A 21,061-nucleotide genomic window follows, 5' to 3' on the forward strand; every position below is an offset into this window, starting at 1 on the left:
ATAGCGATTTGCCACTTTACGTTCATTTACGAATGGGCACTGTCCGTAGTTTTTGTTATAGTAGAGCCGGTCAGTGGTTGAGCTTTACGAATACTACAAACTTTACCAAGAACATAGCGCTGCTTTAAAAAACCAATAATGATAAATTGGCGATATAAGAGCAACAAATAGCAAAAATATTTATGCCCTTTAAAAAAGTCTTCATGTCTTTTAACGAAGTATTTATGGTCATCATTGACAATTAGTTATACCTAACAGTCATAAAATCTAAAAAAGGATGGGCGGTAATGAGTGAGCAGTCACCAGAACAAAACAATGATAATCTAAACCAAACCACCGCAAGCATCAGTACTACCGCAACGGATAAAGAGTTTTTGAATACATTGCGCGGCAGTATCGATGCGGTAGACTGCGAAATTCAGACATTGATTAACAATCGTGCCAAATTGGCTCAGCAAGTGGCGAGCGTGAAAAAGAACCACATTGCCAATGATTCTGCTGCTGAAAATGCCAACCCTATCTTTTATCGTCCAGAGCGTGAGGCGCAAGTGCTAAAAGCCGTCATGGAGCGCAATGAAGGACCTATCGCCGATGAAAAAATGGCACGCTTGTTTCGAGAGATTATGTCGGTATGCCTTGATTTAGAAGCGCCGCAGCGCATTGCGTTTTTGGGTCCACTGGGCACTTTTACTCATGCGGCTGCATTAAAGCACTTTGGTAAAGCGGCGGATACTGTACCGCTGAATACCATTACTGATGTGTTTCGTGAAGTTGAAGCGGGCACCGCAATGTACGGTGTCGTGCCCGTTGAAAACTCATCTGAAGGCGTAGTCAACCATACACTAGATGGCTTTTTATCTTCTACATTAAAAATAATCGGTGAAGTCGAGCTGCCGATTCATCAAAACTTTTTGGTCGCTGAACATACCAAACTTGATGGGTTAAGCCGTATTTACTCGCACCAGCAATCATTGGCGCAGTGTCGTCATTGGCTTGATGTGAATTATCCCAATGTCGAGCGTGTTGCGGTATCGAGTAATGGTGAAGCGGCACGTCGCTTGAAGAATGAGTGGCATTCGGCAGCAATTGCGGGTGACGTGGCAGCAGCAGAATATGATTTGCATAAGCTTTATTCAAATATCGAAGACAATCCAAGCAATACGACCCGTTTCTTGATTATTGGTCATGAAGCAATTGCACCATCAGGTCAAGATAAAACCTCGATTATGGTATCAGCGCATGACAAAGCGGGCGCTCTGATCGAAATATTAAAGCCTTTGTCTTATCATGGCGTGTCTATGACCAGCATTGAAACGCGCCCTGAGCGTCCTAATAAATGGGCTTACGTCTTCTTTATTGATATGAATGGGCACATTGAAGACCCAAATGTGAGCGCTGCTATCGCTGATATTCGTCCATTGGTCAAAGACTTACGTGTCTTAGGCTCTTATCCAAAAGCAGTACTATAAATTTACTGGTTTCTATGAGTTATTGTTTTATTAGTATTAGCCGTAAGCGTTTATAAATTGCCTTGTCATAAATAGCGGTCACCAGTGACATTAATGGGCTTAGCCAATGATAGGTGCGTTATCACATCTAAGGATTAATCATGCAGTCTGCGCAATCGACAGAGTCAAATTTATTACCGCTCGTACCTGCTTACGAGAGTATTTTGGCGTTGGCACCGTATCAAACTGGTAAGCCTATTGAAGAGCTAACGCGAGAGTATGGCGTCTCAGATGTGGTAAAAATTGCCAGTAATGAGAATCCGATCGGCTGCTCACCGCACGTTACGCTAGCGATTACTGAACAGCTAGGTCAGCTGTCACGTTATCCTGATGGCAATGGTTATTATCTAAAGCAAGCATTGGCTGATTTTAATGATGTCAATGCTGATCAGATTACTTTGGGCAATGGCTCTGATGATTTGCTCGATATCTTGGCGCGTAGTTTTGTAGGTGCAGATGATGCAATCGTTTATAGCCAGTATGCCTTTGTGGTCTATTCGATGCTCGCTAAAATGCAGGGTGCTATGGATATTGAAGTGCCTGCTCAGCGCTTTGGTCATGACCTAAAAGCCATGAGCCAAGCGGTTCAGGATAACTCTAATACCAAAATTGTCTTTATTGCCAATCCGAACAATCCAACCGGTACACAGCTTGAACATGCTGAGTTGAGAGAGTTTGTCGCTAGTGTGCCAAGCTCAGTACTGGTGGTGTTAGATGAAGCTTATATTGAATATAGCCCTGAGAGCAATAATCGGGCGCTGTTAGATGAATTTGATAATGTGGTTATTGTTCGCACCTTTTCTAAAGCCTATGGGCTGGCAGGTCTGCGTGTTGGCTATGCGTTAAGCTCGGTAGCTGTGGCAGATTTACTCAATCGCATTCGTCAGCCATTTAATGTGAGCCGCATTGGACTGGCGGCAGCGGCAGCGGCACTTGCGGATCAAGACTTTATTGAAAAAACTCGTCTGATGAATAACGAGCAGATGCGCTGGTTGGAAAAACAGTTTGATGCACTGGGACTGGGCTTTATAAAGTCACATGCCAACTTCATTATGGTCGAAATCGAAGTTGAAATGGAAGATACAAACGCTGCTGTTATTTATCAGGCATTGCTTGAGCAAGGCGTTATTGTGCGACAACTAGAGGTTTATGGTTTGCATAATTGGCTGCGTATTAGTGTAGGGGTCGCAGAAGATAATATGCGTCTGATTGATACTTTGCGATCTATTTTGACCGATGATTAAATCAATAACTAATAAGTAATTTAATAAGCCACCTAATAATTAAAACAATATGCAAAAAATAAATCACGCCGTAAATCTTCAAACAGTAACTAAACTGACTCCATCCTCTACGCAGCCGCTATTCCAGCAAGTGTGTGTGATAGGTTTGGGTTTAATTGGTGCAAGTCTTGCGCAAGCGATTAAAGACAATGGTTTAGCTGAGCGTATCGTTGCAGTCGATAGACACGAGCCAAGTCTAGAGGAAGCTATTCAACACGGTTTACTAGACGCTGGTAGCTCAGTACTCAATGACGTGATATCTGATAGTGACTTGATAGTGATTGCGGTACCAGTACAAGCGGCACAAGCGGTATTTATAGATATCAAAAATGCAATGGATAGTGGTCTACTTGCTACTGATTGTATTATTACCGATGTATGCAGTACCAAAGTTAATATTATTGATGCTGCCAAGACTGTGTTCGAGACATTGCCTGTCGGGCTTGTGCCTGCACATCCAATTGCTGGTGCCGAGAATTCAGGGTATCATGCTCGCCGCGCTACATTGTTTGTCAATCATAGCGTTATTGTCTGTGAGCTCCCAACGACTAGCCATGTAGCAATTGCCAAATTAAGCCAGTTATGGGAAGCAGTGGGTGCAAGCGTCATGCCGATGGATGCCGCTCATCATGATTCTATATTGGCACATACCAGTCATTTACCGCATTTGCTCGCCTTTAATTTGGTCGAACAGCTGGCAAGCCATGATGATAATTTAGATATTTTCCGCTATGCCGCAGGTGGTTTTCGTGATTTTACCCGCATTGCTGCCAGCGACCCTAAAATGTGGCATGATATATTTTTTGCCAACCAAAACGCGATTGTAAGCGCTCTTGATGAGTACAGCGTTTATTTAAATGATATTCGTCAGCTTATCATTGATAAAGATTCAACCGCCCTGATGGGACTTTTGGGCCGCGCGCAAGCCGCACGGCGACATTTTGGCCATATGTTAGCCAGCACCCCTTATACGGATACTTCTGCCATGTCAGCTTCTTATAATATCACCCCAAGCAACACCGTCTCTGGCACTATTGCCATTCCTGGGGATAAGTCTATCTCTCACCGTAGTATTATGCTCGGTAGCCTTGCTACTGGCGTAACTAAAGTGACTGGATTTTTGGAAGGGGAAGATGCGCTTGCCACTTTGCAAGCGTTTCGCGATATGGGCGTGACCATTGAAGGTCCTGATAATGGCAATTTAACCATTCATGGCGTTGGTATGAATGGCTTAAAGCCAAGCAAAACACCTTTATATATGGGCAATTCTGGCACCAGTATGCGTCTGCTTTCAGGCATCTTAGCAGCGCAAGCATTTGATAGCGTATTGACGGGTGACACTAGCCTAAATAAGCGTCCAATGGAGCGTGTGGCAGCACCATTACGTGAGATGGGTGCAGTGATTCAAAGCACCGGTCAAAAAGGTACAGCGCCACTGAGTATTACTGGTCGAGATAGTGTTGGCAAACTTCTACAAGGGGTTGAATACGATATGCCAGTTGCTTCTGCACAGATTAAATCTTGCTTATTGCTGGCTGGACTTTGGGCGGAAGGCACCACGACCGTTACTCAACCTGAAGTTAGCCGCGATCATACCGAGCGTATGCTTTCAGCTTTTGGTTATCCAGTAACGGTCGATGGCAATCGTATCAGTGTTGAAGGCGGCGGCACGCTCACAGGCGGTAATATCGCAGTACCTGCTGATATCTCATCGGCCGCATTTTTTATGGTGGCTGCAGCTATTAGCCAAGGTAGCGAATTGACTTTGAAGCAAGTCGGTATCAATCCTACGCGTACCGGCATTATTGATATTCTTAAGCTGATGCAAGCGGATATCAGCTTAAGTAATGAGACTCATGTTGGCGGTGAGCCAGTAGCGGATATTACTATTCGAAGCTCAAACTTGGTCGGTATTGAAATACCAGAGTATCTAGTACCACTTGCCATTGACGAATTTCCTGTATTATTTATCGCAGCCAGCTGTGCCCAAGGCCGCACTGTTTTGACGGGCGCAAAAGAGCTGCGTGTCAAAGAATCAGATCGCATTGCAGTAATGGCAGAAGGCTTGCAGACATTAGGCGTTGACTGTACCGTTACTGAAGATGGTCTTATCATTGAAGGTAAAGGGGTGGTAGGTCAGAGTAATGAGGTGAATAATAGCCAAACGGTATTTGGTGGTGGACATATTGTCTCGCATCATGACCACCGTATTGCTATGAGTTTTGCGGTTGCCAGCTTACGCGCCTCTAAGCAGATTACCATTGAAGGCGTTGAAACCGTCAATACCAGCTTCCCAGGATTTGCAGAACTTGCCAACCAAATTGGCATGTCTATTGACGTTGTGAGTGCTTAACGCAGTAACTTTAATTTGAGCCAATGATAATAGCTTAGCAATAAAATGAGCTATTAATTTTATTGTTGATTTTATTATTTTAATTATGTTTTTCGGCAGCAATGAGTTGATACGATTTCTAGTATCAACTCATTGCTTTTTACCTTTTATTCTATCTGTAGTGACCCTGTACTCTTGACACCAAATTACCATCAATGATAATAATTGGGTGAGGGTGCGCTTTGCTCTAAAAAGTTGTCCTATCTTATGACTACCCAAAATGTCATCAAAAAACCTGCTGCTCCTATTAAAACGACCAGACGTGGTATTGTCACCGCGCTGATAGCTTTTTCTATCTGGGGCGCTTTTCCTTTATACTTTAAGCAATTATCGGACTATAATGCCACTGAAATCATTGGTCACCGCATTGTTTGGACCTTTGCTTGTCTTTTAGTTGTGCTAGTAGTGACCAAGCGCTGGCAGTGGATTGACACGCTAAAGAAAAACCCGAGGTGGATAGCCTATACCTTTGTGTCAGGTATTATCATCGCGATCAACTGGCTCACTTATGTATGGGCGGTCAATAACAACCAGATTTTAGAGGCCAGTTTGGGGTACTTTATTGGACCACTGGTTGGCGTAGGGTTGTCGATGCTACTGTTCAAAGAGCGCCTGCGTACTTTGCAATGGGTGGCAATTGGTTTTGCGCTATTATCAGTCGTTATTCAAGTGGTCATGCTGGGTAGTCTGCCGTGGGTATCGTTAATATTGGCGTTTAGCTTTAGTACTTACGGCACCATTCAGCGCCAAACCCCTCTGACAGCAGTCGATGCAATGTTTGTCGAGACAGCAATGCTACTGCCTATTTTTATCGCATGGTTCTGGCAGTCTGATGTGGCGAGTAGTAATATCAGCTTTTGGTTTACGCCTTCTATTTGGCTGCTTATGTTGGCAGGACCTATTACTTTGATACCGCTATTGATGTTTAACAAATCCACCAAGCTCGTCGCTTATAGTATCCTCAGTTTTATGAATTATCTGACGCCGACCTTTATTTTCTTCTTGGCGGTATTCTATTACAATGAGCCTTTTGATTTACATCGTTTGGCAGTCTTTGGTTTAATTTGGCTGGGTCTGCTATTATTCAGTATCGATTTATGGCGTCATCGCCCAAGTAAGCAGCTAAAAGCAGCACGCCTACGTGAAGAAGCATTATCTTCTAAATAAATCATCAAACTAAAATAGATAGTAAAAATATCATTAACAAGGATGCTTGTATGTTTCATACCCAGTCTGATGTTGTATTCGTCAAAGGCTTAAAAGTAGAGGCAGTCATTGGTGTTTATGAATGGGAGCGCGCTATTACGCAGCCACTATTAATAGACATCGCAATGGAAACTGATATCAGCCGCGCTGCGGTGTCAGATGATGTAAACGATGCGCTAAATTACAAAGAAGTCTGTGATGATGTCAGTGCGTGGTGCCAAGCTATTAAAGCAAAGCTGCTAGAGCATTTAGCTGGGAAAATCGCTGATAAATTGCTCGAAAAATATAGCTGCGATAAAATTTCCTTAAGTATTGCTAAGCCTACCGCTATTCAACAAGCAGATGCAGTTGGTGTTCAAATCACCCGCTATGCCAAAGCCGTATCTAGCGTATCTACCAATCAAGCTAATACTAGCTTATCTGATGATGCATAAAGCCTTGGCTGATTTATTTGAATCGCTGATAAGCTGCGATCCTGAAACGCTGCAAGCACAGCCTGTAAAAGCTGTGCTACTGGCCTTAGGTAGCAACCATGATGCGCAGATACACTTACCGCGTGTCCGAGAGCGATTGACAAGTATTGGTGCTATAACATTGTCAACAGCCTTTCAAAATCCTGACTTCACTGCCACTATAGAATTACCAAAACCTGACTATACCAATCAATGTGTCCATATTTTGTTAATGTCACCGATGACATTACAACAGTTGCAGCAAATTTTCAAACAGTTTGAATGTGACTGTAATCGGCAGCGTTTAACGGAAACACAGGCACCAATAAAAAAAGTCACGATGGATATTGATATATTGCTTGTTAAATTGGATAAAGATAATAGCCTAAGCAAAAAAAATGATTCTGAATGGATAATAATGGCAAATCGCTATCCATTTAAAGCGCATGAGAGGGCAGGGATAAAAGAATTGGTAGCGGGGATAGATAGTTGACAGTTGTAAAAAGAAAGCTCTAAGCTGAGCTTAATATTAAACCCAGCCCAAGAATAAAAAGTTATTACGATTCAGCACCGATCTCATTCATGTCACTTTTGCCAATCACGTCCAAATCTTCTAAGCACAATTTGTCATATTCTTTTTTGCAAAAGTTAGGATCGATTTTGCACATGGCAGTTTGTAATTGATCTAAGCGATTTTCTGATTGTTGAATGTGTTCAAGCATTTTAGCAAAGGCTTCAGCAACAGGGTCTTGTGACATGGGATCAATGCCATAAGCTTGAAAAGTGGTTTCGCGCGCTGTGTGATTCGTTGTTTTTTTATCTGCGGGGTTCTCGGTAGAAGCAGCTTGCACTGCTTTTTCTTGTTGATTGGCATCATTGACTTTGGTCGTAATAGGATTGCCTTTTTCGTCATGATGCTCTGATATCATACGAGCAGCATTACCGACCATGGTTGCGCCTGCTGGCACTGCTTTAACCACGACAGCATTTGAGCCAATTTTAGCGCCTTTACCAACAGTGAATGGTCCTAATACTTTAGCACCGGCACCGACGATGACGCCATCTTCCAAAGTAGGGTGGCGTTTGCCGTTATTCCAAGAAACGCCGCCAAGCGTGACGCCATGATAAAGGGTCACATCATTACCAATCTCTGCTGTCTCGCCAATGACGATACCCATGCCATGGTCAATAAAAAACCGACGACCGATCTTAGCAGCAGGATGAATCTCGATACCAGTAATGATACGCGAGCCATAAGAAACCACTCGAGCAGCAAGCTTTTGCTCATTTTGCCAAAGACAATGCGCGCCGCGATGTAGAATAAGCGCGTGGATGCCAGGGTAAGTTAAGATTACCTCTAGACTATTACGCGCAGCAGGGTCGCGATTGAATACCGCATCGATATCTTCTTTTAGGTCTCTTTTGATGCGGACGAGCGATTTGAATAAAGCAGTTGGCAATGACATAAATCGTCCTATCGTATTTTTGGTTACAATCTCTTTAGTTATAGCAGTTTTATAGCAAAAAATATAGCAATGTACTTTAAATAAAAAATCGTCTGTAGATAAAACATTAATAATTAGCGCTTCATCTCCAGACGATTACTCTTATCCTTTAACTATTACTGACAATATATTTGAGCAATTCAACAATCTGCTCAGGCGTTTGCGCCCATGCCATTGCCGCGGCATCCACTTCTTTTAGCGGATGAATAATATCCTCAGCATGCAATGTGATATACGGTTTGCCCAACGCGGCGCAATAACCGGCATCGAATGCGGCGTTCCACTGCTTATATTTATCACCGAAACGAATAATAGCAATGTCACACTTTTGGATCATATTTTTGGTGCGAATCGCATTAACTTTGGATGATTTATGGTCGCGCCAGAATCCATTGTCATCTTTACCGAGTACATCACCTGCCGCATCGCTGGCTTCATGCTCAGTCACTGCTGATATAAATGTAATAACAAGACCCTGTTCCTTCGCGCCTTGCATAATTTTCTGTCGCCAGTCAGTGTGTATTTCTCCGGATAAGTAAACAGTCCAATTCATCGTAAATCCCTTTTTATTGTTAAATGATATAACTACCTGTACTACTAATAATGCCCATAGTGGCAAGAAAATTAACTTATTAAATGTTAGTCTTTTAAAAGTTTTGCCAGCAGAGCACTGAGTAATTGATACTCTTTTTGGTCGAGTTGAATACGTGAACCGAGTCTAGATAAGCGTGAGGGCAGTGACTTTAAGTTTTCACTATCTGCCAGTTTGCGTTGAACCATCAATGCGGTGGTACGCTCAGTAAGCAGTTGCAATTGCTGTTGAGTAATCGCTGGCTCATCCCATTGCTGGCGCACATAGGTATTAAGCATCCCTTGTTCAGTCGTCTCTAGATTGTCAGTTACCTGTGCTATATCATTAACTTCGTTGTCAGCTTGGATATGAGTTTGTGCATAAGCATAAATAAAGCTCGCGATCACTTGCACGGCTGAAGCAACATTGAGCACTGGATAAGCAGGGTTGGCATCAATTTGAATATGATAGTCAGCATAAGCCAATTCTTCATTGGTCAAGCCACGATCTTCACGCCCAAACAGAATGGCAATATTGGGCGCTGTATTACTATCGTGCCCGTCAATCGTGCTTTGCTTATCAATAAAGTCCAACATGATTTTGGCAGCTTGTGTCGGCGTGACCACAGGACGCGGCAAATGACGGCTACGGCTGCTGGCCGCAAATACTAACTGGCAATCAGCGATAGCAGACTCAAGCGTTGGTGCGATGATTGCTGATGATAGCAAATCACTGCCACCAGCAGCATGAGAGACGCTAGTGTCATCAATCGGTAATTTTGGATCAACCACCGTCAATCTCGATAATCCCATGGTGTGCATGGCGCGTGCTGCTGAACCAATATTGGCAGGCAATGTCGTATTGACCATCACTACTTGAACACAAGACAAATAATTGCTGACGTTTGGTACTGCTGTTGCTAAAGATGAGGGTGCATTGTTACTCATTACTGTCCTAGTCGCTGGTTGATGTCTTGCTCAGTACGTTGTAATGCAACGGCGATGTCCTCGATAAGAGGGGCTTGTTCGCTGATAAGACGCTCACGGCAAAGCTCTTGCAATTGACTGCCAAGACGCGTCATTTGGGTTGCGCCCAAATTGACACTGGCTCCTTTTAGTGCATGAGCAAGCTCAAAGCCATTGGCATTATCTTCTTCTTGCTGAGCTTGTCTTAGTTTTGTGATACGGCGACGACAATCAGTAAAATAGACTTGTATCAAATCGACAAAGTCTTCTTCTAATAAGTCGCGCATATCTTCAAACTGCTCAGTATTGATAATCTCGTCATCAGTTATGGCGGTCATATCTTTGTTCGTAATAGTAGCCATAGTCATGTTCCAATAGGATTAAAGTTAGCGCAGAAAGAATTATTATAATAAATATTTTCCTACTAATGAATATGCTAACGATAATACATTCGTTAGCTGTAGTGAAAATGTAAGTTATCTTCGCTAATCATGCTTTTTAGCTGCTGTAGATTATCATCGTTCGGATAAATGCGCCAATGCTCAGACAGTCCTACATTGGCAATGCCATATTCTTCATAAATACTGAGTCCAAGGGGTAGGCAATTATCTCTAATAGAGACGTCGGTGTTGCTCAAAGCGTTGTTGGCGTAGCTTTGGCTACTTAGGCTTGGGTCAGTGTCGTTTGAATAAGCATCTTGTGCCATATTGTTCTCTAATGCCAATAAATCATTACCATTTTCATCATATAGACTGCCACCCATTGAGGCATTATAACCGCCAAAACTATTGTTATTAGTATTGTCGCTTTGCTCGTCTTGCTCATCGTTATGAGATATTTTTGGTGCTGGAATCATGCTGACTTGTGCCGATTTCAGTAAAGGCTGCATGCGTGTCAGCAGGTCGATATCACTACCATGAATTTTAATACTGATTTTTTTGAGCCATCTTAGGCGAGCATCGACCATACTCATGGCATTATCAAGACGAGCAAATAAACGCCCGTCACGCTCACGGATGCTGCCTTTAATGATGACGACTTCATCTATTTTTAACTGTTCTTTGACACGGTTAAAGCGCTCAGCATAACAGCTGACCTCTAACCTTGATGTCCCATCGTCTAAGGTAATAACGTTACGAGTACCAAAGTTGGCGATATCAATGATAAGACCAGCAAAATAGCAGCTGCCGTTATAGCCCGTATCAGTCAATTTATCGAGACGAGCACCTGAGGTATAGCGTTTGAGCTCGTCTCGATATTCATCGATAGGATGTCCGGTCAAATAAAGCCCTAGAGTATTTTTCTCTGCTTTTAGGCGGTGTTTATCACCCCAAATTAGCTCTGGGGTCATCATTAACGGTGGCGCGGCGACGACACCATCCATTTCACCAAACAAATCCATCATACCTATTTCACGGTTTTGACGGTCTTGCTCAGCCGCCTGTACCGCACTTGGCAGCTGACTCATTAATGCGCCGCGAATCTCGTAGGCTTCATCGGCTGGCAAGTCAGGTCGCAAAGTTGCCGCGAAGTCATCAAAACAGCCAGCGTTTATCAGTCCTTCAAGGGTACGCTTGTTGACCTTTTTGATGTCGACGCGACGGCAAAAGTCATACAAGTCTTTGAATGGGCCTTCACGGCGGCGCGCATCAACGATAGATTCAACCGCCCCTTCGCCAACGCCTTTAATAGCCCCCAAACCATAAATGATATTGGTCGGAGTATCAGCGACGAAATGCCATTCACTGCGATTCACCGATGGATTAACGACGGTTAACTCAAAGTTTTCACGGCAATCGTTGATAAAGAACACGACGTTATCGGTGTTGTTCATATCTGAGGTCAATACCGCCGCCATAAATTCGGCAGGGTAGTACTGTTTTAGATACGCGGTCTGATAAGCAAGCACGCCATATGCCGCAGAATGCGAGCGGTTGAAACCATAACCGGCGAACTTTTCCATCAAGTCAAACACGCCGCCTGATGTGACTTCATCAATACCTTGTGCGGTGGCACCAGTAATGAAAATATCGCGCTGTTTGGCCATCTCTTCAGGTTTTTTCTTACCCATAGCACGGCGTAGCATATCCGCTCCGCCCAAGCTATAGCCTGCCATCACCTGTGAGATTTGCATGACCTGTTCTTGATAGACAATAACGCCATTGGTGTTTTCTAAAATTGGCTCAAGGTTGGGATGGTCATAAATGACTTCCTCACGACCATGCTTACGGTCGATATACATCTCTACCATGCCTGCATCGAGCGGACCCGGACGATAGAGCGCACACATGGCGATCACATCTTCGATGTTGGTCGGTTGTAATTTCGCCAGATACTTTTTCATACCCATACTTTCTAACTGAAAGACAGCAGTGGTCTTGGCATCTTGCAAGAGCTTGTAGGCTTTAGCATCATCTAACGGCAGGTCTTCTAACACCAACGCATCTTTGCCTTCTTTTGCACGGCGCAGGTTGATATTTCTGACAGCAGCATCAATCACGGTCAAGTTACGCAGACCCAAAAAGTCAAACTTTACCAGCCCAACGGCTTCAACGTCATCTTTATCAAATTGGCTGACGCGGTGACCTTCATCATCACAATAAATGGCGCTAAAATCTGTGATTCTGTGCGGTGCAATCAATACGCCGCCGGCATGTTTACCCACGTTCCGGCAAATACCTTCAAGCTTGATAGCCATCTCCCATACTTCGATGGCATCTTCATAATCCATATTATCAGGATTGGAAATTAAGTCTTTCAGCTGCGGCTCTTGCTCAAGCGCTTGACTGAGTGTGATCCCCGGTGTTTTGGGAATAAGTTTAGACATTTTACTGGCAAGAAAGTAGGATTTACTTTGCGCGCGCGCCACATCTCGTACCACTGCTTTTGCCGCCATGGTACCAAAAGTGATAATCTGCGAAACCGCTTCACGGCCATAAGTTTGCGCGACATAATCAATAACGCGGTCACGACCTTCAATACAAAAGTCAATATCGAAATCGGGCATTGAGACACGTTCAGGATTTAAGAAGCGCTCAAATAGTAGATCGTAATAGATAGGGTCGAGGTCGGTAATATTGAGCGCATAAGCGACTAGTGAGCCAGCACCAGAACCACGACCGGGTCCAACGGGTACGCCATTGGCTTTTGCCCACCGGATAAAGTCCATTACGATCAGGAAGTAACCGGGGAAGCCCATAGATAAGATAACCTTGAGCTCATACTCTAAGCGGTCATCGTATCTTTGGCGGATATCACTCCAATTATCACTGCGCGCGTCAACTGGAAAGAGCTTGTCTAAACGATTGTCAAGCCCACGCTGCGATTCTAAGCGAAAGAAAGATTCAGTGGTCTCGCCCTCAGGTACTGGAAACTCTGGTAGGACATTAATACCTAGCGTTAAGGTCACATTACAGCGAGTTGCTAAGCGCAAGGTATTATCAATCACCTGCGGAATATCAGCAAATAGCTGTTCCATCTGCGCTTGGGTCTTGAGGTACTGCTCATCTGAATAAGTCTGTGGGCGATTTTGGTCGGCAAGTACATAAGAGCCAGCAATACAAACTCGCGCTTCATGAGCATCAAAATCATCTTGCTTTAAGAAGCGCACGTCATTATGGGCAATGATGGGGATGTTTTGCTTAGCACCTGAATGAATAGCAGCTTTAATAAAGGCATCTTCGCCAGTACGATTGGTGCGTTTAATCGCAAAATATAAGCGATCAGCAAACTGCGCTTGCCATTCTGTCAGTAGCTCATCGGCTTTTTCTGGCATTGAGCCAATCAATGCTTGCCCAACGTCTGACTTTTCAGTGAATAAGACAATGACACCTGTCGCATGCGCTAAAATATGGCTGCGTTTAATAACAGGAGTACCGTGATTAACAGGATCAGCACGTCCTTCGGTAAAGCCAAGCGATACGATACGAGTGATGTTTTGATAGCCTTCGTTGTTCATCGCCAATAAAGTTAAGCGCGTGTCCTCATTTTCCATGATGACTTCACTACCGATGATGGGCTTGATACCCGCACCTAAGCAAGCACGGTAAAACTTTACCGTGGCATAAAGGTTGGATAAATCCGTCAAGGCAAGGGCGCTTTGATTGTCTGCCGCCGCCGCTTTAACCAACGACTTAATACGCACGATAGAATCGGTAATGGAATATTCGCTGTGGATGCCAAGGTGTACAAATGCCATAGAAGACTCTTACGAATGCAAACAAAAGGAGAGGGTGCGAATGAGTGTCAGAGATAAAGCAAGTGAAAACAGATGGTAATGTATTTAAAAAATATACTATATCAATGGTTTGACTGATATTTTCAGTAAACTATCATGTTAATAGCCACACTTTATACGCTGTATCTCAGCCGCTAATCATAGCATTATTTGCTCATAACAGCCACTCATTCGGAGTTATCAAATAGCATAGTGTGTTATTGCTAATGGGTCTAATAATAGAAAAAAGCCTTCTACATCATTATGATATAGGAGGCTTGTATGGGGAAAAATTACGATTATTTAGCTAGAATTTAACGCTTATGATGTCTATCACTATATTCTATCCAAAAGTCTGCATTTTCAACGCCCGCTTTTCTAGGGTCAAAGACAGGGTCAATTCCCAGCTTCATTTGCTCATCGTAGTCTTTTAACACTTTTAGCGCCGTTTTACTGAGTAATACGATAGCGATGAAGTTAAGGTAACACATGCTGCCAAAACCAATATCACCTAGCGCCCACATCACGCCAACAGACTGCATGCTACCGGTAAAGCAAACTATTAAGAATATTATTTTTAATAATGGTTTTAAAACAGGGTAGCGCAATTTATTGTCTAAGTATACTAGCGTGGTCTCAGCAATATAGTAATAAGCAATCAAGCAGGTAAAGGCAAACAAGAAGATGGCGATAGCGACAAAGCCACTTCCATATTGGTTAAACACTGTCGATACAGCTGCTTGGGTAAATGCGGTTCCAGCTTCAATGCCTGGCATGTTTTCGACTAGTACCAAGCCTTCTGCTGGAATGACGTTATACATACCAGTAGATAAAATCATCAATGCAGTAGCGGTACAGACAACAACCGTATCGATATAGATAGAAAAACTCTGTACTAAGCCTTGCTTGGCAGGATGAGAAACCTCTGCAGCTGCTGAGCTGAAAGTTGCTTCGCCTGCACCAGCAACGTTAGAGAATACCGCACGGCGGACACCCCAAGATATGGCTAGACCGACGATACCGCCAAATACAGCATCCATACCAAACGCGCTTTTGAAAATCAAGGCGAACATAGCAGGTAGGTTTGAGGCATTAAAGGCTAAGACGATAACCATCATCAAAACATAGCCGATCGCCATAATAGGCACGACCTTGCCAGCGAAGCTTGCAATACGTTTTATGCCACCAAATATGATAAATGCTAACAGCGCAACGATAATGAAACCAGTTGCAACAGGTGGGATGTTAAAAGCGGTATTAAAAGAATCAGCGATGGTGTTGGCCTGTACGCCAGGAACCAAAACACCATAAGAAAGACAAGTCACCGTAGCTACTAAAATAGCAAAGGGTTTCATCTTTAGGCCACGCTCGATATAAAAGGGTGAGCCGCCACGATACTGGTCATCAACGGTATGCTTATATACCTGTGCAAGTGTTGATTCGATAAAGGCACTGGCACCGCCAAGCAGACCCATGACTATCATCCAAAATACTGCGCCAGGTCCACCAGCTGCGATAGCGGTGGCAACCCCTGCAATGTTACCGACGCCGATTCGGCCTGATAAGGCCATACTAAAGGCTTGGAATGAGCTAATACCTTGGGTTGAGGTTTGCTTGTCAAACAACAGCCTAACCATCTCTTTAAGATAGCGAAACTGTACGCCGCGGGTCATCACGGTAAAATAAATGCCGACACCGAGTGCCAAATAAACTAAAGCATCGCTCCATATATAGCCGACGATGGTATTAATAATCGCTTCCATGGCCTTACTTCCCTGTAAGTATGTGACTAAAGGCTTAAATCATTTAAGCTGTTGTTTTAATTGATGACTGTACTGACTGTACTGACTGTACTGACTGTACTGACTGAATACGTTTGTTAATTAACCAGCCAAATGGTTTTGGTCTGTGCGTATTGTGCTAAGGCTTCTAAACCATTGTCACGACCGCCAAACCCTGATTGCTTATAACCGCCAAATGGTGTGGTGATATCACCTTCTGAAAAACCATTAATAGAGACCGTGCCTGCTTTGATGGACGATGCCACACGATAAGCGCGCTTGATGTTCTGTGTATAAAAAGAAGCGGCGAGTCCATAATTGGTTTCATTGGCTAATTTGATGGCTTCTTCTTCCGTCTCAAAGCTTGTCACCGCAAGCAAGGGTCCAAAGACTTCTTCCTTGAACAAAGTCATATCGGCTGTAACATCATCAAAAATAGTCGGCTCGATATACCAGCCACTGCCCATGTCGTCATGAATGTTGCCACCTGCAACGATCGTTGCACCTTCCTCTTTAGCGGTCTTAAGATAATGACAAACCTTGTCAAAATGCGCTTTTTCAATCATAGGACCAATAGCCGTGTCGACATCGTAAGGTAAGCCGACTTTCCAACCTTTCAGACCGTTTTTTAGTTGCTCAAGTAACGCTCGTTTTTGACTGCTGTGGACTAATAAGCGTGAGCCGCAGCTACAGTTTTCACTCATATTCCAAAACGCGGCCGATAAGATATCGTTAATCGCAGCATCATCGAGTACGGCATCGTCAAAGACGATTTGTGGGCTTTTACCACCGCATTCTAAGACGATTTCTTTTAGATTGCTTTGTGCCGAATACTGTAAGAACAAACGTCCGACCTCAGTCGAGCCAGTGAACGACACCATGTCAACATCCATATGTTGACCAAGCGCCGCGCCGACATTTTCACCAAGGCCACAGACCATTTGCAGCGCTTCTCTGGGCACGCCAGCTTCATAGGCAAGCTCAGTTAAACGGTAGGCAGATAAAGAGGTCAGCTCAGCAGGTTTAACAATAACGGAGTTGCCCATAATGAGAGCAGGGGCGACTTTCCAAGCGTACATTTGGGCTGGGAAGTTCCAAGGTAATACCGCACCAACGACACCAATGGGCTCTTGCACAATAAGTCCTAAAGCTGTGCTACCTGTCGGCGCGATTTTGCCAAATACCTTATCAGCGGCCTCGGCATACCATTCAAAAGTCTCGATAGTTGCTGGGATATCGGTATTTAAGCATTCAGTAATCGGCTTACCCGCATCCACACAATCTAATGCTGCCAGCTCCTCGACGTGCTCATGCATGAGTGCACACCAGCGCTGCATAATAGCCTTGCGCTCAGCAGGAGCCAGACGACGCCATTCACCGTTTTCAAAAGCATCGCGAGCGACTTGTACGGCAGTATCGACATCATCGCTAGTACCTGAAGCAATCTGACCGATAATACTGTTATCAATCGGCGTGTAATTGTCCAAAGTAGCTTCTGATAAGCCATCTGCTGCTATTAAGTGACCCGCCCATAATTGCTGCTGTTTTGCTTTCTCAAATACTTGCTCTTTAGTGGCTTGTTCTTTAGTGCTCATTTTTCTAATCCTTGTCTGCTAAATTTGATGCCATCGATTCGAGATTTGAATACGGCATCAAATTTAGCGTGGGTTATCCTTGACATTATTTCTACTAAGCTGAGGTGAGTGCTATTTAGATAGTAAGGCTAAAAACTCTGCTTTTTCATCTTCTGGCATGTCAGTTAATGGCACACGAACTGAGCCAACATCCATACTGCCTTTTAAGCAGCCCGCTTTTGCCTTTTGGTTATAGTTGCCAGATTCCATAGAATGAATAGCAGGATAAATCTCACTCATGATTTGCTTGGCTTTATCCCAGTCCCCTTGCTGAGTGGCATTAAATAATGAAACTTGCTCTGCTGGGAAGACGTTCGCTGCGCCTGCGATCCAGCTTTTTGCACCCCAAAAGAAGAAATCAACGGGCTGATCATCACAGCCACAAACCACCTCAAAATTGTCAAAATCAGCTTGCAGCATGCGTAGCGCATGACTAAAGTCGCCGCTACTTTCTTTTACACCGACGATGTTAGGATGCTTAGCTAGATGAGCAACAGTGTCAAATTCAATGGCAACGCCAACACGATCAGGGAAATTGTACATAATAATCGGCAGCTCACTGGCATCCGCAACTTTTTCAAAATGCGCGATAATGCCATCTTGCTCAGGTAAGCTATAAGGGGTGGCAGACAGCATAAGGCCGTCATAACCTAAGGCTTTGGCTTGTGCGGCAAGCTCAATAGAGTGGTCAGTCGATAAGCTGTTGATACCAGCAATCAGAGTGACTTTATTCTCAGCGCCTTTATTTTTTGCGGCTTCAGCGATAGTGGTTAATACGAGCTCGCGCTCTGCCGCCGAAAACGTATAGTACTCACCTGTAGTACCGCAAGCGACGATACCAGCAACGCCTTTTTCAATAAAGGCTTCGACCAGTGTCGTTAATTTTTGCGCATCAACGTCGCCGTTATTGTCGAAAGGGGTGACGATTGGGACTAAAATTCCATTTATGTTCATGAGACTATCCTTATTGGGGTTGATATTGTTGGTGATTTAATGGGTAATGATTCAATGATGAATCGGTTGATTTTTGCTGGGTTTATAACCGTTTAATAAATAGCTTATTGAAAGCGGGCAAGTTGATACGGTTTTGGATCAATCGTATGGTCTTCATCAAAATAGTATTCGGCAATCATTTGCGCACTAACGACAGCTTGCGTTAACCCTAAATGCTGATGACCAAAGCTTAAAAATACACGCTCGATTTTGTCGATGACTGGTAAGGAGTCTGCGGTCGATGGACGAAACCCCATCCATGACACGCTATCGCTAGCATCTAACGGCGCTTTTAACATAGGCTGCGCTTGTTGTAATAGCATATGTGCACGCTGCATATTGGCAGGCGCGTCCAGTCCTGCGTACTCCACCGTACCCGCCAAACGTAGGCCGTCTTGCATCGGAGTCATGACAAAGCGTCGATCCAAACTCGATACGGGAATCTGTAAGCGCGCGCTTTCATGAGGTAGCATTAAGTGATAACCACGTTCGGTATCTAAAGGGATGTTGACGCCCGTTAATTGCTTGGCCAAGGCTTTAGAGTGGGCGCCTGCTGCTAGCATCACTTTGGACACGGTCATATCACCTTGACTGGTGGTCAAATGAATACCATCTGCATCATTCGTCGCTGCAAGGACGCGACAATGTTCAATGACATGACCGCCCAATTGTCTAAAGGTATCGTGAAGCTGATTGATAACGGCTTTTAAATTGGTGATATGTCCTGTATTTGGGAAAAATAACGCTGCTAACTGATTGTCTTGTAAGGCAGGCTCACGCTCTAATAAATCCTCTTTGCTCAGCAGCTCATTGCTCACATCAATGTCATTGAGACGCTTACCGTGTGCTGTTAATAGCTCAAGGCTACTAGGCTTTTCAACCGTTAATAACGAACCCTTTACTTGTATCCAATCACCCAATTGCCACCGATCAGCAAAGCCTTGCCACGCTTGCAGGCTGTTTTTATTTAAGCTTAACAACGCGTGATGAATCCGCTCAAATGGCTCAGGGCGCATATTCATCAGCAACTGCATCGCCCAAGGCATCAAACGCGGCAGATAGCGCCAGTCTATGCGCAGCGGTCCAGTCGGATTCAATAGCATGGCGGGTACATGACGGAGCATGCTGGCATCAGCAATGGGGAATACTTGCTCGGTAGCGATATGACCGGCGTTACCTAATGATGCGCCTTGACCCACTTCATTGGCGTCCAGCAGTGCGACCTTTACGCCTCGCGCTTGCAACGTCACCGCAGCCGCTAGACCGATAATGCCGCCTCCAATGATATGTAAGTCGACGTTTGAGATAGTCATAATTTTTCTCGCTTACGTTCGTCGATTAAGCGGTTTTAAGAGTGTTCACGCGTTTATCAATAAACCTGTCATTTCATAAATAATGCTGTGATTTTATTAAGATGGGAGTCCCCATTTAAAGGGATCGTCTTGTTGCACAATGAGTGTGGTCTCAGCACAAACATAAGCATGACCACGAATCGTTGGGATAATGGTCTGTGCAGGATAAGCCGTACCAGCTGCATTATTGAGCTTAGTACTAAGATCGGTATTCAACTCAGTATTAAGCTCAGTTGCATGCTGATAACTGCCAGTGAATACGCTGCCGACTATGCCCTGTTGCTGCCATAATTGTTCAGGAGCGAGTTTATTGTCAGCCGCTAGGCAAGCAAGTTTGGCACTTGTGCCGGTACCACAAGGGGAGCGATCGTAGGCTGAACCTGGGCACAAAACGAAGTTTTTACTATCTACTTGTGTATCATCGCTATCAGAAAATAACTCAATATGGTCAATCTCGCCGCCGTTGTCGCCAGTGATGTTGGCATTGAGTAGTGCTTGCTTAATTTGCATGGTTACTTGAGTAAGCTGTTTAACGTTGCTGGCTTGAATGTTTTGTCCATGCTCACTCACTAAGAAAAACCAGTTGCCACCCCAAGCGATATCACCGCGGATAAGCCCTAACTCAGGAACGTGAACTTCGACTTGTTTTTTATAACGATAAGAAGGGACGTTTTGTACACTGCAGCTGCCATCATCACGTAGGGTTGCTTTAACCAGACCTACGGGAGTCTCTAGCCAATGTATGCCTGCTGATATTTTTTGTTGATAAGCTAAAGAGACGATGACGCCAATCGTGCCATGACCGCACATGCCCAGATATCCAGCGTTATTAAAAAATATAACGCCTGCTGTGGCTTTAGGATTGCTGGCAGGAAGGAGTAGCGCGCCAACAAGGACATCATTACCGCGGGGCTCTAAAATGATGCTTTGACGTAGATGATCGAAGTTTTGTCTGAATGATTGCAGCTTGTATTGAATAGTATCGCCGACGAGGTCAGGAAAGCCGTCATAGACCATGCGAGTAGGCTCACCGCCCGTATGCGAGTCGATAATTTTGAAATTAAATAGAGAAGAAGCCATGACCGACATCCTAATTCATCCGTGAAAAAGTAACATTCCATTGTTGTTTGCTAGACCTTGTCAAAACCATCGTGTTAACGCGGTCTGTATATAGAATGAACTTTTTTAGATACAGCGTCTTGC

Annotated in this window: 16 protein-coding genes; 6 read left to right on the forward strand and 10 right to left on the reverse strand. The window is 44.2% G+C overall.

Annotated elements, in window-relative coordinates; all coding sequences use genetic code 11:
* Positions 1–287 precede the first annotated feature (287 nt).
* The 6 genes from pheA (at position 288) to VLA57_RS10005 (ending at position 7,334) form a co-directional block, all read left to right on the forward strand.
* Positions 288–1,469: a prephenate dehydratase gene (pheA, locus tag VLA57_RS09980; RefSeq protein ID WP_011513537.1), complete on the forward strand. Its 1,182-nt coding sequence runs from the start codon at positions 288–290 to the stop codon at positions 1,467–1,469.
* A gap of 140 nt (positions 1,470–1,609) precedes the next feature.
* The gene (gene hisC, locus VLA57_RS09985; RefSeq protein ID WP_133104260.1) at positions 1,610–2,752 is read left to right on the forward strand and encodes a histidinol-phosphate transaminase; all 1,143 of its coding nucleotides are present in this window, start codon (positions 1,610–1,612) and stop codon (positions 2,750–2,752) included.
* Positions 2,753–2,801: 49 nt separating this feature from the next.
* Positions 2,802–5,144, forward strand: a complete 2,343-nt coding sequence (locus VLA57_RS09990; RefSeq protein ID WP_133104261.1) for a bifunctional prephenate dehydrogenase/3-phosphoshikimate 1-carboxyvinyltransferase — start codon at positions 2,802–2,804, stop codon at positions 5,142–5,144.
* Positions 5,145–5,390: 246 nt separating this feature from the next.
* Positions 5,391–6,350, forward strand: a complete 960-nt coding sequence (gene rarD / locus VLA57_RS09995; protein ID WP_133104262.1) for an EamA family transporter RarD — start codon at positions 5,391–5,393, stop codon at positions 6,348–6,350.
* A 50-nt stretch (positions 6,351–6,400) separates the two neighbouring features.
* Positions 6,401–6,823, forward strand: a complete 423-nt coding sequence (gene folB / locus VLA57_RS10000; RefSeq protein WP_133104263.1) for a dihydroneopterin aldolase — start codon at positions 6,401–6,403, stop codon at positions 6,821–6,823.
* Complete coding sequence (locus tag VLA57_RS10005) at positions 6,813–7,334, forward strand: 2-amino-4-hydroxy-6-hydroxymethyldihydropteridine diphosphokinase (RefSeq protein WP_133104264.1); 522 nt, start codon at positions 6,813–6,815, stop codon at positions 7,332–7,334. The genes folB and VLA57_RS10005 overlap by 11 nt, the downstream gene beginning before the upstream one ends.
* A gap of 64 nt (positions 7,335–7,398) precedes the next feature.
* Here the strand turns inward: VLA57_RS10005 and cysE are convergent, their stop codons facing one another.
* The 10 genes from cysE to VLA57_RS10055 all read right to left on the reverse strand — a co-directional run bounded on the left by cysE (position 7,399) and on the right by VLA57_RS10055 (position 20,938).
* A complete protein-coding gene (cysE, locus tag VLA57_RS10010; protein WP_413786634.1) occupies positions 7,399–8,268 on the reverse strand; it encodes a serine O-acetyltransferase in 870 nt (289 codons plus the stop codon).
* 187 nt (positions 8,269–8,455) lie between these two features.
* Entirely contained in the window at positions 8,456–8,899 is a 444-nt protein-coding gene (locus VLA57_RS10015; protein ID WP_133104266.1) for a YtoQ family protein, read from the reverse strand.
* Positions 8,900–8,985: 86 nt separating this feature from the next.
* Positions 8,986–9,864, reverse strand: coding sequence for an RNA methyltransferase (locus VLA57_RS10020; protein ID WP_133104267.1), 879 nt, complete (start codon positions 9,862–9,864; stop codon positions 8,986–8,988).
* A complete protein-coding gene (locus VLA57_RS10025; protein ID WP_133104268.1) occupies positions 9,864–10,244 on the reverse strand; it encodes an Hpt domain-containing protein in 381 nt (126 codons plus the stop codon). Before VLA57_RS10025 ends, VLA57_RS10020 begins: the two co-directional genes overlap by 1 nt.
* Positions 10,245–10,336: 92 nt before the next feature.
* Complete coding sequence (gene dnaE, locus VLA57_RS10030) at positions 10,337–14,080, reverse strand: DNA polymerase III subunit alpha (protein WP_133104269.1); 3,744 nt, start codon at positions 14,078–14,080, stop codon at positions 10,337–10,339.
* A gap of 332 nt (positions 14,081–14,412) precedes the next feature.
* Positions 14,413–15,861 carry an alanine/glycine:cation symporter family protein gene (locus tag VLA57_RS10035; RefSeq protein ID WP_133104270.1) on the reverse strand — a complete coding sequence of 483 codons (1,449 nt, stop codon included), beginning with the start codon at positions 15,859–15,861 and terminating at the stop codon, positions 14,413–14,415.
* 116 nt (positions 15,862–15,977) lie between these two features.
* Entirely contained in the window at positions 15,978–17,474 is a 1,497-nt protein-coding gene (locus tag VLA57_RS10040) for an aldehyde dehydrogenase (protein WP_133104271.1), read from the reverse strand.
* A gap of 111 nt (positions 17,475–17,585) precedes the next feature.
* The gene (gene dapA / locus VLA57_RS10045; protein WP_133104272.1) at positions 17,586–18,467 is read right to left on the reverse strand and encodes a 4-hydroxy-tetrahydrodipicolinate synthase; all 882 of its coding nucleotides are present in this window, start codon (positions 18,465–18,467) and stop codon (positions 17,586–17,588) included.
* 104 nt (positions 18,468–18,571) lie between these two features.
* On the reverse strand, positions 18,572–19,819 hold the full coding sequence (locus VLA57_RS10050; protein WP_133104273.1) for an NAD(P)/FAD-dependent oxidoreductase: 1,248 nt from the start codon (positions 19,817–19,819) through the stop codon (positions 18,572–18,574).
* A 96-nt stretch (positions 19,820–19,915) separates the two neighbouring features.
* Positions 19,916–20,938, reverse strand: a complete 1,023-nt coding sequence (locus VLA57_RS10055; protein WP_133104274.1) for a proline racemase family protein — start codon at positions 20,936–20,938, stop codon at positions 19,916–19,918.
* Positions 20,939–21,061: the final 123 nt, after the last annotated feature.

It is taken from the genome of Psychrobacter sp. S4(2024) (assembly GCF_036861305.1).
In the GTDB taxonomy this organism is placed as follows: Bacteria; Pseudomonadota; Gammaproteobacteria; order Pseudomonadales; family Moraxellaceae; genus Psychrobacter; species Psychrobacter cryohalolentis.